General features: G+C 36.5%; 8 protein-coding genes. 1 reads left to right on the forward strand and 7 read right to left on the reverse strand.

Going from position 1 to position 15,480, the window contains the following annotated elements:
- Positions 1–160 precede the first annotated feature (160 nt).
- The 3 genes from fusA to rpsL all read right to left on the reverse strand — a co-directional run bounded on the left by fusA (position 161) and on the right by rpsL (position 3,552).
- Positions 161–2,278: an elongation factor G gene (gene fusA, locus C8E03_RS11410; RefSeq protein ID WP_110291103.1), complete on the reverse strand. Its 2,118-nt coding sequence runs from the start codon at positions 2,276–2,278 to the stop codon at positions 161–163.
- A 205-nt stretch (positions 2,279–2,483) separates the two neighbouring features.
- Positions 2,484–2,954, reverse strand: a complete 471-nt coding sequence (rpsG, locus tag C8E03_RS11415; protein WP_181899221.1) for a 30S ribosomal protein S7 — start codon at positions 2,952–2,954, stop codon at positions 2,484–2,486.
- Between the two features lie 178 nt (positions 2,955–3,132).
- Complete coding sequence (gene rpsL / locus C8E03_RS11420) at positions 3,133–3,552, reverse strand: 30S ribosomal protein S12 (RefSeq protein ID WP_110291105.1); 420 nt, start codon at positions 3,550–3,552, stop codon at positions 3,133–3,135.
- A gap of 228 nt (positions 3,553–3,780) precedes the next feature.
- On the opposite strand from rpsL, the gene C8E03_RS11425 reads away from it, so the two are divergent.
- Positions 3,781–4,965 carry a CgeB family protein gene (locus C8E03_RS11425; RefSeq protein ID WP_110291106.1) on the forward strand — a complete coding sequence of 395 codons (1,185 nt, stop codon included), beginning with the start codon at positions 3,781–3,783 and terminating at the stop codon, positions 4,963–4,965.
- 39 nt (positions 4,966–5,004) lie between these two features.
- Here C8E03_RS11425 and C8E03_RS11430 read toward each other — a convergent pair whose 3' ends face one another.
- From C8E03_RS11430 to rpoB, 4 genes are all read right to left on the reverse strand, one after another.
- A complete protein-coding gene (locus C8E03_RS11430; protein WP_146212323.1) occupies positions 5,005–5,988 on the reverse strand; it encodes a hypothetical protein in 984 nt (327 codons plus the stop codon).
- A gap of 164 nt (positions 5,989–6,152) precedes the next feature.
- Entirely contained in the window at positions 6,153–7,181 is a 1,029-nt protein-coding gene (locus C8E03_RS11435; protein ID WP_110291108.1) for a sugar kinase, read from the reverse strand.
- Between the two features lie 318 nt (positions 7,182–7,499).
- Positions 7,500–11,138, reverse strand: coding sequence for a DNA-directed RNA polymerase subunit beta' (gene rpoC, locus C8E03_RS11440; RefSeq protein WP_110291109.1), 3,639 nt, complete (start codon positions 11,136–11,138; stop codon positions 7,500–7,502).
- A gap of 16 nt (positions 11,139–11,154) precedes the next feature.
- Positions 11,155–15,009: a DNA-directed RNA polymerase subunit beta gene (rpoB, locus tag C8E03_RS11445; protein ID WP_110291110.1), complete on the reverse strand. Its 3,855-nt coding sequence runs from the start codon at positions 15,007–15,009 to the stop codon at positions 11,155–11,157.
- Between the last annotated feature and the right edge of the window lie 471 nt (positions 15,010–15,480).

Below are 15,480 nucleotides of genomic sequence, written 5' to 3' on the forward strand. Positions count from 1 at the left end.
AAAATGTCCTCCTTATAAATATACGTGCCCTTCGGGCATTATTATTTAGTTTATTCTATCAATAACATAGACTACCTTAGATTATATTTCAAATCCAAGAGTTTTTCAAGCCTATTTTATTTTTTTATATAGTTATTTCTATCTATTACAATGTCTATAATTATTTTGAACGACTTGCAATTATTTTTTCCTGAACAGACTTTGGTACCTGCTCATAATTGTTGAAGAACATGGAATAATTTCCACGACCTTGCGTCTTGGAACGTAAGTCAGTTGAATATCCAAACATTTCAGACAATGGAACGAAAGCTTTTACCATCTTTCCTCCACCAATATCTTCCATACCTTCAATACGTCCACGACGTGAATTAATATCTCCAATAACATCGCCCATATATTCCTCTGGCATCGTAACTTCTACTCTCATGATAGGCTCAAGAAGCACTGCTCCACCCTTATTCATCGCTTCCTTAAATGCTAAGGAACCTGCAATATGGAATGCCATTTCACTTGAATCGACTTCATGGTAAGAACCATCGTATACAGTAGCTTTAATACCTAATACTGGGAAGCCAGCAAGAACACCCGCCTTAGTAGCTTCTTCAATACCTGCACCAACTGCTGGAATATATTCTTTAGGAATCGCTCCACCAACAACAGTTGATTCAAATCTAAATACTTCCTCTGCATTGGCATCCATAGGCTCAAAGCGAACCTTACAGTGTCCGTACTGACCACGTCCACCTGACTGTTTTGCATATTTACTGTCAACTTCAACAGTCTGCGTAAAGGTTTCCTTGTAAGCTACCTGCGGAGCGCCGACATTTGCTTCTACCTTAAATTCGCGAAGAAGTCTGTCTACAATAATTTCAAGATGAAGTTCACCCATACCTGCAATGATAGTCTGACCTGTTTCCTGATTGGTATGAGCTCTGAAAGTAGGATCTTCTTCAGAAAGCTTTGCTAAAGCCTCACCCATCTTACCCTGTCCAGCCTTTGTCTTTGGCTCAATAGCCAATTCAATAACCGGTTCCGGAAATTCCATAGACTCTAATATAACAGGATGTTGTTCATCACAGATTGTATCACCAGTTGTTGTAAATTTAAAACCTACAGCAGCTGCAATATCTCCTGAATATACTTTATCTAATTCTTCTCTCTTATTTGCATGCATCTGAAGAATACGTCCAACACGCTCTTTCTTTCCTTTTGTTGCATTTAATACGTAAGACCCTGCATTCATTGTTCCAGAGTAAACTCTGAAGAAAGCAAGCTTACCAACAAATGGGTCAGCCATAATCTTAAATGCTAAAGCTGAAAAAGGCTCTTCGTCTGATGAATGTCTGACAACTGCATTTCCATCCTCGTCCACACCATCGATTGCTGGGATGTCGGTTGGGGCAGGCATAAACATAAGAATCGCATCAAGCAGCTTTTGAACACCTTTATTTCTATATGCAGTGCCACAGCAAACGGGAATTGCTTTACATTCGCAAGTTCCTTTTCTTAATACTTTCTTTAATTCTTCATCAGATGGCTCTTCGCCCTCCAAATACATCATCATTAAGTCATCATCCAGCTCACAGATTTTCTCTATTAATTCTTGTCTGTAGAGCTCGGCATCATCTTTCATATCATCAGGGATTTCAGTAACAGTAATATTATCACCCTTATCATCATTGTAGATATATGCCTGCATTTCAAATAAATCGACGATTCCTTTAAAATTATCTTCTTTACCGATAGGTAATTGTAACATAATTGCATTTTTACCTAATCTGTTTTTAATTTGATCTACTGCACCAAAGAAATTAGCACCTAAGATATCCATCTTATTTATAAATGCCATTCTTGGTACATTATAAGTGTCAGCCTGACGCCATACATTTTCTGACTGAGGCTCAACTCCACCCTTTGCACAGAATACACCTACTGCGCCATCTAGTACACGTAGTGACCGCTCAACCTCAACTGTAAAGTCAACGTGTCCCGGTGTATCAATGATATTGATACGATGTTCAAGAGCTCCTGGCATAGCCTTTGTCTCTTTTTGCATTGTCCAATGACATGTTGTAGCGGCTGAAGTAATTGTAATACCTCTTTCTTGTTCCTGCTCCATCCAGTCCATTGTAGCAGTACCTTCATGAGTATCACCAATTTTATAGTTTACACCGGTATAGTAAAGAATACGCTCAGTAAGTGTAGTCTTTCCAGCATCTATATGAGCCATAATACCAATGTTTCTGGTTCTGTCTAACGGATATTCTCTTCCAGCCAACGGATTTTCCTCCTTAATTCGTATATAGATTGTTAATCAAAATAAAGTCTAAAATATTTGCTTAGACTTTACTGTTTTATGCAACAATACGCCAAGTAAGTAATTTTAAATTTTTACTTGACGAATTTTGCATAATGGATACAAAAAAGAACAAGCTGTTCCTTTTTTATCAAAACACAAGCTTTGCAAAACTTTGCACAGCAGATTAGAATCTGTAGTGTGCGAAAGCCTTATTTGCTTCTGCCATTTTGTGCATATCTTCTTTTTTCTTAACTGATGCTCCAGTATTGTTAGCAGCATCTAAGATTTCATTAGCCAGTCTTTCTTCCTGAGTCTTTTCACCTCTAGCTCGTGAATAAGCTGTTAACCAACGAAGTGCTAAAGCCTGTCTTCTTTCTGTTCTAACTTCGATTGGAACCTGATATGTTGCTCCACCGATACGTCTTGCCTTTACTTCTAGTACTGGCATGATGTTATTCATAGCTTCTTCAAATACATCAAGAGCTGGTCTTTCTGTTTTTGCAGTAACTCTTTCAAAAGCTCCATATACAATTTTTTGTGATACCCCTTTCTTACCATCTAACATAATGTTATTGATAAGCTTGGTAACTACTTTATTATTGTATAATGGATCTGCTAATACGTCTCTTTTTTGAGTATGTCCTTTACGTGGCACGGTACTTCCCTCCTTAATTCTTGCTTGTCATATAACAAGATTTTTAATTAAATCATCGGTACTCACATGTGTCGTTCTACTGTGTTCGTGCTGGTTCTTCTATATTTAATCCTGCAACCTACAGGGGTAATCCTAGAACGCCGGCACTTAATAGTTCTGTTTGTGATATACAATAATTCTATTTAGCGTCTTTTGGTCTCTTAGCTCCATATTTTGAACGAGCCTGTCTTCTGTTGGCAACACCTGCTGTATCAAGTGTACCTCTAACAATATGATATCTTGTACCTGGTAAGTCTTTTACTCTACCACCTCTGATAAGAACAACGCTATGCTCTTGAAGGTTATGTCCTTCTCCTGGAATATAGCTTGTTACTTCAATACCGTTAGATAAACGAACTCTGGCAATTTTTCTAAGAGCTGAGTTAGGTTTTTTAGGAGTAGCTGTCTTAACTGCTGTACAAACACCTCTTTTTTGTGGTGATGAAATCTCAGTAGGCTTCTTTCTTAAAGAGTTGTAACCCTTTTGAAGAGCTGGTGCTGTTGATTTCTTTTCTGATGTTTGTCTTCCTTTTCTAACTAACTGATTAAATGTTGGCATTCTTTTCACCTCCTGTGATTTTACATCTGCGGTTGCTGTTTTATTTCAGCTAAAATTGGCATACATAATAAAGCATTTTCATGCATGCTAGTTTAGTATACGGTCAAATTGGCTCTCTGTCAAGCAATTTGTTTTAAAAACAACATTTTTTTTGCAATTTAGTTTACAGTATGATTTTCTTATATTAAAATGTATAAGTAATATTATACATAAGGAGGGAGCTTATTAATGAATATTTTATTGTGCTCATGGGCAAACATCTTTGAACCAGATATTATTGATGCATTACAATCAATGGGTCATCAGATATACAAGATTACCCTTCCCATATCAGACCCTTTTTCAGATAGTTATTATATGACTCATTTATCCAGACAAATGATTGATATGAAATGTGATTTTGTATTTTCTGTTAACTATATTCCGGTTGTATCAATGGCATGTTCGATTCATCAAATGAAATATGTATCATGGATTGCTGACAGTCCTTGTTTTGAATTAAACTCATATACCATATCAAATACCTGCAATTATATTTTTATTTTTGACAAAATACTTTATCAGTCTTGTTATAAAGAGTCACCACAAACTGTTTATTATTTACCTTTGGGAAGTAATACAAAACGTTTGGATAACATTCGTTTATACAAGCATGAACTAGATAAATATCAATCTGATATCTCATTTGTTGGCTCATTATATACCTTTCGTTCTAAATACAACAAAGTAATGCTTCCAGCCTATTGGAAAGGTTATTTTGAGGGTATAATAGAATCACAGCTGCTTATCTACGGATATAATTTAATACATGACACTCTTTCAGACGATGCCGTAAATGCATTTGCCAAGGCTGCTGATTGGAATGACCAGCCAGGCTTAATGGAATCCGGCAAACTTTGCAGACTTGATATAAGAAGCATTATTGCAGATAATTATATAGGAAGAGAATGTTCCCGCCGTGAAAGGTTTCGTGCTTTTAATGAGATTTCCAAACTTTTTCATTTTGATTTATATACCAACGAGAGCACAAGTGAATTACCACTTGTAAACAGTAAAGGTACCATTGAACCCTTTGAGGATGCATTCAAAATATATAAGGCAAGTAAAATCAATTTGAATATTACAAGTAAAACAATTCAATCTGGTTTGCCTCTTAGGATTTTCGACATATTAGGTGCAGGCGGCTTTTTAATTACGAACTTTCAGACTGAGCTTCCTGAATATTTTGAAATAGATAAGGATTTGGTAGTCTATGAAAATTTGAATGACTTAATTCATAAAATTTCCTACTATCTTTCCCATGAAGAAGAACGCCTGACAATTGCACAGAATGGATATCAAAAGGTTAAGAAATATTATCAATTTCAATTTCAAATTCAAAAAATGCTTGCAGTGGTGTTTGAAAGCAATTAACTTTGTTTTCAAAACCGCTTTCTATCTTCCATTCATTTGCTATTCATTTGCAAACTCTCCAAATATTTTTAAAACATCTGCATCAAATATACTTTCCTCTTCTTCTATTTTTTTACGATAGGCATCAAACTCTCTTTTGTGACTCTCAAAGTTCTGATAGATATCATTAATTAAATAAACAATATTTTCTCCGCTTTTGTATATATCTTCGAATTTATATTTCTCCGGTATCGGAACATCTTCTTCATAGGCTGCGCTCCCTGCCTTATTGGTTATAACACAACATCCTCGCATGGCAGCCTCACGAGGAATTCTGTCTTTTCCCGGATGATTTCCAAAATCTACATATACCTTAGCTTCTGACATTAAATCAACTACCTGCTTCGGAGTCATATTTTCAATTGGAAGCCAGATTATTTTAGGATTTTTACTCATTATATGAAGTACTTTATCAAATCCTTTCTGCGGATTGTAAAGGCAGTAATCCTTCCGGCTCATTATATCCTTTTTTACTTCAAAATCTTTTCTTAAATAATCCGATAAATAGTATACCTTTTCCTTAGCTATTCCCAGACGTTTTTCAACAAAATCCATCGCATAACAAGATTGTACTAAATGGAGTATATTAGAATCTTTTAGTTTAAAAATATCTACATTTTCCTCTTTTCGAATATCCTTTTTATACATAATATCAACATACCCATAGAAATTATCAACACTAAGCCACCATATCATGTTTTGGCTTTTCTTTATATGATTGATTAAGTCAATTGCTAATTCAGGAATTATCACAATTGCCTCTTCACTATTTGCTTCCTCAAAGGAAATGGTATAGGGATTTTTATAGACCTCATAATGGGGATGAATCGGATTCTCAATAGAGCTTTTTCCTTCTCCATAAGTATAATAGAGCATTTGTGCACAAAAGCCAAATTTATTTAATTTGTAACACAATTGATGTAACAGCTCTGGTCCACCAGACGCGGTGTAAGCGGGTGCAGCTATATAAATTTTTTTTTGCATACTGAATTGCCTCACTTTTAATAATTCTTTACAAAATATAAATTCTTCATTTAAAATAAGCAATACCAGAAAGCATTTCACTTACTGACACTGCTTATTTTTATTCATTTTACCATAGAATCTGTCATTACTGCAACTACTACCTTACTAAGCATCCTGTAAATCTATCGGTTCATTTCGCTTTGCTCTCCGATATTTTTATGACTTGCTATAATTCGATCCAATTCATTCAAATCCGTAGACGGCAAATCACCTGATATAGTGTTTTTTATTGCACTTGATGCATTACCATATTCTAATGCTTTTTGACAATCATCATATTGCAGCAACCCATATAAGGCACCTGCCACATAAGCATCGCCGCTGCCAATTCTATCCACTACCTCGATTTTTTCATATGCCTCCTCTACATAATATTTATCTTCCTTTGCGTTGTAAATCGTAGAAGAGAACGTATGTTTTTTCGGACTAATTACTTTACGTTCTGTGGATGCAACAACCTTAATACTATAATCCTGTGTAAAAGACTTCATTATTGCCTTTAAATCACCGTTCTTTTTAAAGGTTCTTCTGGAAGTTTCTTCTGAAACAAATAAAACATCTACATATGGAAGCACTTCTTCAATGTATTTTTTTGCTTCTTCCTCTGACCAAAGATTTGCTCTGAAATTTACATCAAAGGAAATCATAGCTCCCGCTTTTTTGAAACGTTTAATCATTTCTAGTGCAACGCTTCTGGATTGATCCGATAACGCCAATGTAATTCCGCTGGTGTGAAATAATCTTGTGCTAGAATATGCTTCCTCTGGTATTTCTTCTAGCTGAATGTTGTTAATTGATGTATATTTTCTGTCATAAACCACTGAAGCTTTGCGTGGATATGCTCCGTTTTCATAATAATAAATGCCAAGACGAGCTGCTTTTGTTTCATCATATATTAAATAGTCGTCGCTCACATTGCAGAATCGTATTCGGTTCTTTGCATATGTCCCGATAGCAGTTGCTGGTATCTTTGAAATAATTCCAGTTCTAAGTCCTAACAATGAAATACCCGAAACAACATTAAGCTCTGCACCGCCTACACATTTTTGAAAAGAATCTCCTCTGACTATTCTTTCATTATCCGGTGCTGACAATCGTAATAAAATTTCTCCTAATGCCAATGCATCAAATTCTTTTTTCTTTGAGCTCATAATATCTCTCCTTTTCTAGAAGCACATATAGTGTTATCTATGTTTTGTACTTTAATGTAAAATTAGTTTCACATAATGATACTCGTTTTATAATGTGATACTGTTATAAAAATTATAGAATGTTCCTTTTTATATGTCAAGAAATAAAAAATTAACAATGTGTACTGTATGATCCAAATATGATAATGTCCTAGTGTACCGGGTGGTTTTTTGCCTTCGCACGCTTTGCGTACTCAGCCAGGCTAAAGCCATAATAAAAAAACAGACCTTTACTTATGTGCAACGCACATGTAAAGACCTGTTTAAAACAATTTTTATTTATTCTTCCTCTGATATTGCAAGCAATTCCTCATCAAATTCTTCTATAATATCAAAGTCCTCGGATATCGATATTTCATCGGATTGATTTACATCAGTATCCAGTTTAACAGAACGATAACGCTTCATTCCTGTTCCTGCCGGAATTAATTTACCAATAATAACATTTTCCTTCAAACCAATTAATGGATCAATCTTACCTTTAATTGCAGCTTCGGTAAGCACCTTGGTCGTCTCTTGGAAAGATGCTGCTGAAAGGAATGAATTAGTAGCAAGAGATGCCTTTGTGATACCAAGCATAACTTGTTTTCCCTCGGCAAGTTCTTTTCCCTGAGCAGTTAACTCTTCATTAATATCATCAAGCTCCAATGTATCTACCAATGTACCCGGCAATAATTCAGAATCTCCATTATTCTCAATTCTTATCTTCTTAAGCATCTGACGAACAATTACCTCAATATGCTTATCATTAATTTCTACACCTTGTAAACGATAAACTCTTTGAACCTCTTGAATCATGTAGTCCTGAACTGCACGAACTCCCTTAATCTTAAGAATATCATGTGGGTTAACACTACCTTCAGTCAATTCATCTCCTGCTTCAAGAGTTGCTCCGTCTTGTATCTTAATTCTTGAACCATAAGGAATTAAATATGCCTTTGACTCCCCTGTTTCATTATTTGTTATGATAACTTCACGTTTTTTCTTTGTGTCCTGTAACACAGCAGTTCCGCCAAACTCAGCAATAATTGCAAGTCCCTTTGGTTTTCTTGCCTCAAAAAGCTCCTCAACACGAGGAAGACCTTGTGTAATATCGTCTCCTGCAACACCACCAGTATGGAAAGTACGCATAGTAAGCTGTGTTCCTGGTTCACCAATTGACTGGGCAGCTATGATACCTACCGATTCACCTACCTGCACTGGTTCACCAGTAGCCATGTTTGCTCCATAACATTTAGCACAAATACCAATATGAGAACGACAAGATAATACTGTTCTTATTTTAATCTTCTCAAGCGGCTTGCCCTTTTTGTCAACGCCCTTAGACATAACTAACGCAGCACGCTTTGGCGTAACCATATGATTCGCTTTAACAAGAATATTACCCTCTATATCATAAATGTTTTCTGCCAGATATCTTCCAGTAATTCTTTCCTGTAAGCTTTCTATTTCTTCCTTACCATCTGTAAATGCAGTTACTACCATTCCAGGAATTTCTTTTCCTTCACAGCAATCTGTTTCTCTTACAATTAAATCCTGTGATACATCAACAAGACGTCTTGTCAAATAACCTGAATCCGCTGTTCTAAGAGCTGTATCTGAAAGACCTTTACGCGCTCCATGTGCTGACATAAAGTATTCCAATACGTCAAGACCTTCACGGAAGTTTGATTTAATAGGCAACTCAATTGTACGACCAGTTGTATCTGCCATCAATCCACGCATACCTGCAAGCTGCTTAATCTGCTTGTCAGAACCACGGGCTCCTGAATCAGCCATCATAAATATATTGTTATATTTGTCAAGCCCTGACAACAGCTTCTCTGTCAAAACATCATCCGTAGCTTTCCAAGTTTCAACAACTTCCTTATATCTTTCTTCCTCAGTTATAAGACCACGCTTAAAGTTCTTAGTAATTTTATCAACCGTATTTTGAGCTTCTTGAATCAGCTCTGGCTTCTCAGGCGGTACTGTCATATCAGAAATTGAAACCGTCATTGCAGCTCTTGTTGAGAATTTATATCCCATTGATTTTATATCATCTAGAACTTCTGCACTTTTTGTTGCTCCATGTGTGTTAATAACCTTTTCCAATATCTGCTTTAAGCCTTTTTTGCCGACATGGAAATCTATCTCAAGCTTCATATCGTTTTCCGGAAGGGAACGGTCAACAAAACCTAAATCCTGTGAAATAATTTCATTAAAAATAAATCTTCCTAAAGTTGACTCAACAATATCGGTTTTATCCGTTCCATTCAAAAGTCTCTTAGTGATTCTAACCTTAATTCTAGAATGGAGTGTAACCGCACCATTTTCATATGCAAGTATTGCCTCGTTTACACTTTTAAAGAATTTACCTTCTCCTATTGCACCTGGTCTTTCCTGTGTAAGATAATATATACCAAGTACCATATCCTGTGACGGAACAGCAACGGGACCACCATCAGATGGTTTTAGCAGATTATTTGGAGACAATAGTAAAAATCTGCATTCTGCCTGTGCTTCTACAGACAAAGGTAAATGAACAGCCATCTGGTCACCATCAAAATCCGCATTAAAAGCTGTACAAACCAATGGATGAAGCTTAATTGCCTTACCCTCTACCAAAATAGGTTCAAATGCCTGAATTCCCAGTCTATGAAGAGTAGGGGCACGGTTTAACATAACCGGATGTTCCTTAATTACTTCTTCAAGCACGTCCCAAACCTCTGGCTGTAGTCTTTCAACCATTTTTTTAGCATTTTTAATATTATGGGATGTGCCGTTTGCCACAAGCTCTTTCATAACAAAAGGCTTAAATAATTCAATTGCCATCTCTTTTGGCAAACCACACTGATAAATTTTAAGCTCTGGTCCGACAACGATAACAGATCTTCCCGAATAGTCAACACGCTTACCAAGCAAGTTCTGACGGAAACGTCCAGACTTACCTTTTAGCATATCAGATAACGATTTTAAGGCTCTGTTACCCGGTCCAGTTACAGGACGGCCACGTCTTCCGTTATCTATTAGTGCATCAACTGCCTCTTGAAGCATTCTTTTTTCATTTCTAACAATGATATCTGGTGCACCTAATTCAAGAAGTCTTTTTAAACGATTGTTTCTGTTAATAATTCTTCTATATAAATCATTTAAATCCGACGTAGCAAATCGACCACCATCTAGCTGTACCATTGGACGCAAATCCGGTGGAATAACTGGAATTACAGTCATTATCATCCACTCTGGCTTATTTCCGGATTCTCTAAAAGCTTCTACCACTTCAAGTCTTTTGATAATTCTTGCACGTTTTTGTCCGGTGGCATCCTTTAATCCACGTTTTAATTCAACAGATTCCTTTTCAAGATCAATAGCATGCAAAAGCTCCTGAATAGCTTCTGCACCCATACCAACTCTTACTCTTGTGCCAAATTTTTCTTTTACATCCTGATACTCTTTTTCAGTCAGAACCTGTTTGTATTGTAACTCTGTTTCACCCTTATCAAGAACAATATAAGAAGCAAAATATAATACTTTTTCTAAAATCCTAGGCGATAGATCAAGGATTAGTCCCATACGACTTGGAATACCCTTAAAATACCAAATGTGTGAAACCGGTGCGGCAAGCTCTATACGCCCCATACGCTCTCTACGAACATTTGCTTTTGTAACTTCTACTCCGCATCGATCACAAACTACACCTTTATATCTTATTTTCTTATACTTACCACAATGACATTCCCAGTCTTTACTAGGTCCAAAGATTTTCTCACAAAACAGTCCATCCTTTTCAGGCTTAAGAGTTCTATAATTAATTGTCTCCGGTTTCTTAACTTCACCTCGTGACCATTCTCTAATCTTCTCCGGTGATGCCAAACCAATTTTAATTGCGTCAAAGGTCATTGGTTGATAAGTTTCATTATTTGTTATTTCTGGCATTAAATGGCACTCCTCTCTACATATCGTCGTCAAGAACTTCTTCAAATTCTAGAAGATCGTCGTCATCCAAATCCTCTTCCTCTTCGTCAATATCTATAAGTTCATTTTTCTTGGAATCAAATTCTTGTCTTGTAAATCCCATATCGCCAAGTGATTCTGAATCAGAATCAAAGTCCTTATCGCCTTCAATTATTAAATGTAAATCAGTATCGCCATAATCCGTGGTTTCCATAATCTCCACTTCTGTCTGATCTTCTTTTAGAACTCTTACATCAAGTCCTAATGATTGAAGCTCTTTAAGAAGCACCTTAAATGATTCCGGAATACCCGGTTCAGGAATATTTTCACCCTTAATAATCGCTTCATAAGTCTTAACACGCCCAACCACATCATCCGATTTCACTGTTAAGATTTCTTGCAATGTATAAGATGCACCATAAGCTTCTAGTGCCCAAACTTCCATTTCTCCAAATCTCTGACCACCAAATTGTGCTTTACCACCCAGTGGTTGCTGGGTTACTAATGAATAAGGACCTGTAGAACGTGCATGAATCTTATCATCAACCAAATGATGAAGCTTCAAATAATGCATGTGTCCAATTGTAACTGAGCTGTCAAAATACTCACCTGTCCTACCGTCACGCAAGCGCACTTTCCCATCTCTTGTCAATGGTACGCCTTTCCACAATTCTCTGTTGTCCTTATTTTCATCTAAATATCGAAGCACTTCAGGTAACAATTCCTCACCATGCTTTGCTACAAATTCATCCCAGCCAAGATTAACATAATCATTCGCCAAGTCAAGTGTGTCCATAATATCATCTTCTCTAGCGCCATCAAATACAGGTGTTGCAATATTAAAGCCTAATGCTCTGGCTGCCAGACTTAAATGTATTTCAAGTACCTGTCCGATGTTCATACGAGATGGTACGCCTAAAGGATTAAGTACAATATCCAAAGGACGCCCATTTGGAAGAAATGGCATATCTTCTACTGGTAATACGCGAGAAACAACACCTTTGTTTCCATGACGTCCAGCCATTTTATCACCAACAGAAATTTTTCTTTTCTGTGCAATATAAATACGAACAGCCTGATTCACACCCGGTGATAATTCATCCCCATTTTCCCTAGTAAATACCTTGGCATCTACTACAATACCGTATTCACCATGAGGTACCTTTAAGGAAGTATCTCTTACTTCCCTCGCCTTTTCACCAAAAATTGCACGAAGTAATCTTTCTTCAGCGGTAAGCTCAGTTTCTCCTTTTGGAGTAACCTTACCAACTAAAATATCACCCGCACGAACCTCAGCCCCTATACGAATAATACCTCTTTCATCAAGGTCTTTTAAGGCATCATCACCCACACCCGGAACATCTCTTGTAATTTCTTCCGGTCCAAGCTTGGTATCTCTGGCCTCTGCCTCATATTCTTCTATATGAACAGATGTATAAACATCTTCTTGAACTAATCTTTCACTTAATAATACAGCATCCTCATAATTATAGCCTTCCCAAGTCATAAATCCAATTAACGGGTTCTTGCCTAACGCAATTTCACCATTAGCTGTCGATGGTCCGTCTGCAATCACCTGTCCCTTTTCAACATGCTCTCCTTTGAAAACAATAGGCTTTTGATTGTAACAGTTACTCTGATTACTTCGGGAAAATTTGGTTAAACGGTAAACGTCTCTTGTTCCATCATCATTTTTCATCGTAATTTCTTTTGACGTAGAACGCTCAATGATACCAGATTTTCTGGCAATCACACAAACACCTGAATCAACAGCAGCTTTTACTTCCATTCCTGTACCTACTACAGGTGCCTCGGTTGTTAATAACGGAACAGCCTGACGCTGCATGTTGGATCCCATAAGAGCACGATTGGCATCATCATTTTCAAGAAAAGGAATTAATGCTGTTGCAACTGAAAATACCATTTTAGGTGAAACGTCCATGTATTCAAACATATGTTTTTCATATTCCTGTGTTTCATCCCTATAACGTCCTGAAACACTATTATGAATAAAATGACCTTCTTCATCCAATGGCTCATTTGCTTGCGCTACATGAATATCATCTTCCTCATCTGCCGTCATATAGACAACTTCCTCTGTAACAATCGGATTCTTTATATCTGTTTTGTCAATCTTTCTATATGGTGCCTCAATAAACCCATACTCATTTATTCTTGCATAGGTAGCCAAAGAGTTAATCAAACCAATGTTAGGACCTTCCGGCGTCTCAATCGGGCACATTCTTCCATAGTGGGAATAATGAACATCTCGAACCTCAAAACCAGCTCTGTCTCTAGATAAACCGCCCGGTCCAAGTGCTGACAAACGCCTCTTGTGTGTAAGCTCTCCAAGAGGGTTATTTTGATCCATGAACTGTGAAAGCTGTGACGAGCCAAAAAACTCTTTCACCGCTGCTGTAACCGGCTTAATATTGATTAATGACTGTGGCGATATCCCATCTAAATCCTGTGTGGTCATTCTTTCTCTGACTACGCGCTCTAATCTTGATAATCCGATACGATATTGGTTTTGTAGTAATTCACCGACTGCACGAATACGTCTGTTACCCAAATGATCAATATCGTCCTCTTTACCGATACCATATTCTAAATGTATATTGTAATTAATAGAAGATAAAATATCTTCTTTTGTAATATGTTTCGGAATTAGTTCCGGAATATTTTTAACTATTGCCTCTTCTATATCTTTTATATCGTCATTTTCTTCCAGTATTTTTTTCAGTGTAGGATAATATACTAATTCTGTAACACCCAGTTCCTTTGGATTTACATCAACAAAATTAGTAATATCTACCATCATATTTGAAAGTACTTTTACATTTTTTTCTTCAGTTTGAATTAAAACATATGGTACCGCAGCATTTTGAATTGCATCAGCTAACTCCGCCGTAACCGCTTTGCCTGCCTGTGCAAGAATTTCACCTGTAGTTATATCCACTACATCTTCTGCAAGAATATGATTGCGGATTCTATTTTTGAAAGCAAGCTTTTTATTAAATTTATATCTGCCAACTTTAGCAAGGTCATATCTTCTTGGATCAAAAAACATACTTGTGATAAGACTTTCAGCACTATCTACGGATAAAGGCTCACCCGGCCGGATTTTCTTATACAGCTCCAAAAGACCTTCTTGATAGCTTTCCGAAGTATCTTTTGTAATACTTGCCATAATCTTAGGCTCTTCGCCAAACAACTCTATAATTTCTGCATTTGTTCCAAGACCAAGTGCTCTGATCAGTACGGTAATAGGAACCTTTCTAGTTCTGTCAACGCGTACATAAAACACATCATTTGAATCAGTTTCATATTCTAACCAGGCACCTCTATTTGGAATCACCGTAGACGAATATAATGTTTTACCGATTTTATCATGTGCGATTGCATAATAGATTCCTGGTGAACGTACTAACTGACTAACTATAACACGTTCAGCACCATTAATAACAAATGTTCCTGTTGCTGTCATCAATGGCAAGTCGCCCATAAAAATCTCATGCTCGTTGATTTCATCTTTTTCTTTATTGTAAAGACGAACACGTACTTTAAGAGGAGCTGCATAGGTTGCATCTCTATCTTTACATTCTTCTATAGAATATTTTACATCATCTTCACATAACACAAAATCCACGAATTCAAGACTTAAATGTCCGCTATAATCCGCAATCGGAGATATGTCCGCAAAAACTTCCTTCAAGCCTTCATCTAAAAACCATTGATATGAATCTTTCTGAACCTCAATCAAATTTGGCATTTCAAGTACCTCTTTTTGTCTTGAGTAACTCATACGGACGCTTTTGCCACCTATAACTGGACGTATTCTATTTTTCTCCATTAGACGTTTCACCCCTTGTTTTTAATAAGATGTTCTTTTACATTTCTTAATTTCATAATTCAGTTTCAAACCACTTTGTACTGATATTTGTCTGATTTCTCATGCCAATCCTGCAAATTCATTGAAAATATAGTGCATCATTGATTCAAAACTGAATTATAAAATTAAAAAGCCATTGCCGTATAGGCATATGACACCACAATAGTGCATTTTCCATAATAACATTCTACATAGATTATGTCAATACTAATTACTAGAAATATTTTTGCATTTTTTCTTGTACACAAAAAGCAAAACCTAATTTTCCCATTACCCTTATTCCTATTATCAACACGATTTTGCAATACTAAACAGTTCACTGCAAATATTTATAATCCAAATATAACGCCTAATGTTTTTACACTCTAACTCATACGCCTCTCTCACTTGTGTGCATTGTTGGCTTGAGTATTGTCCTTATAGAAAATTCTT

The organism is Lachnotalea glycerini, from assembly GCF_003201285.1.
Taxonomy (GTDB): Bacteria; Bacillota; Clostridia; order Lachnospirales; family Lachnospiraceae; genus Lachnotalea; species Lachnotalea glycerini.

Bases quoted from the DNA above. Each gene is read 5' to 3' on its own strand.
- rpsL (WP_110291105.1), bottom strand. From the start codon at position 3,552: ATGCCAACATTTAATCAGTTAGTTAGAAAAGGAAGACAAACATCAGAA.
- C8E03_RS11425 (WP_110291106.1), top strand. From the start codon at position 3,781: ATGAATATTTTATTGTGCTCATGGGCAAACATCTTTGAACCAGATATT.
- C8E03_RS11430 (WP_146212323.1), bottom strand. From the start codon at position 5,988: ATGCAAAAAAAAATTTATATAGCTGCACCCGCTTACACCGCGTCTGGT.
- C8E03_RS11435 (WP_110291108.1), bottom strand. From the start codon at position 7,181: ATGAGCTCAAAGAAAAAAGAATTTGATGCATTGGCATTAGGAGAAATT.
- rpoC (WP_110291109.1), bottom strand. From the start codon at position 11,138: ATGCCAGAAATAACAAATAATGAAACTTATCAACCAATGACCTTTGAC.
- rpoB (WP_110291110.1), bottom strand. From the start codon at position 15,009: ATGGAGAAAAATAGAATACGTCCAGTTATAGGTGGCAAAAGCGTCCGT.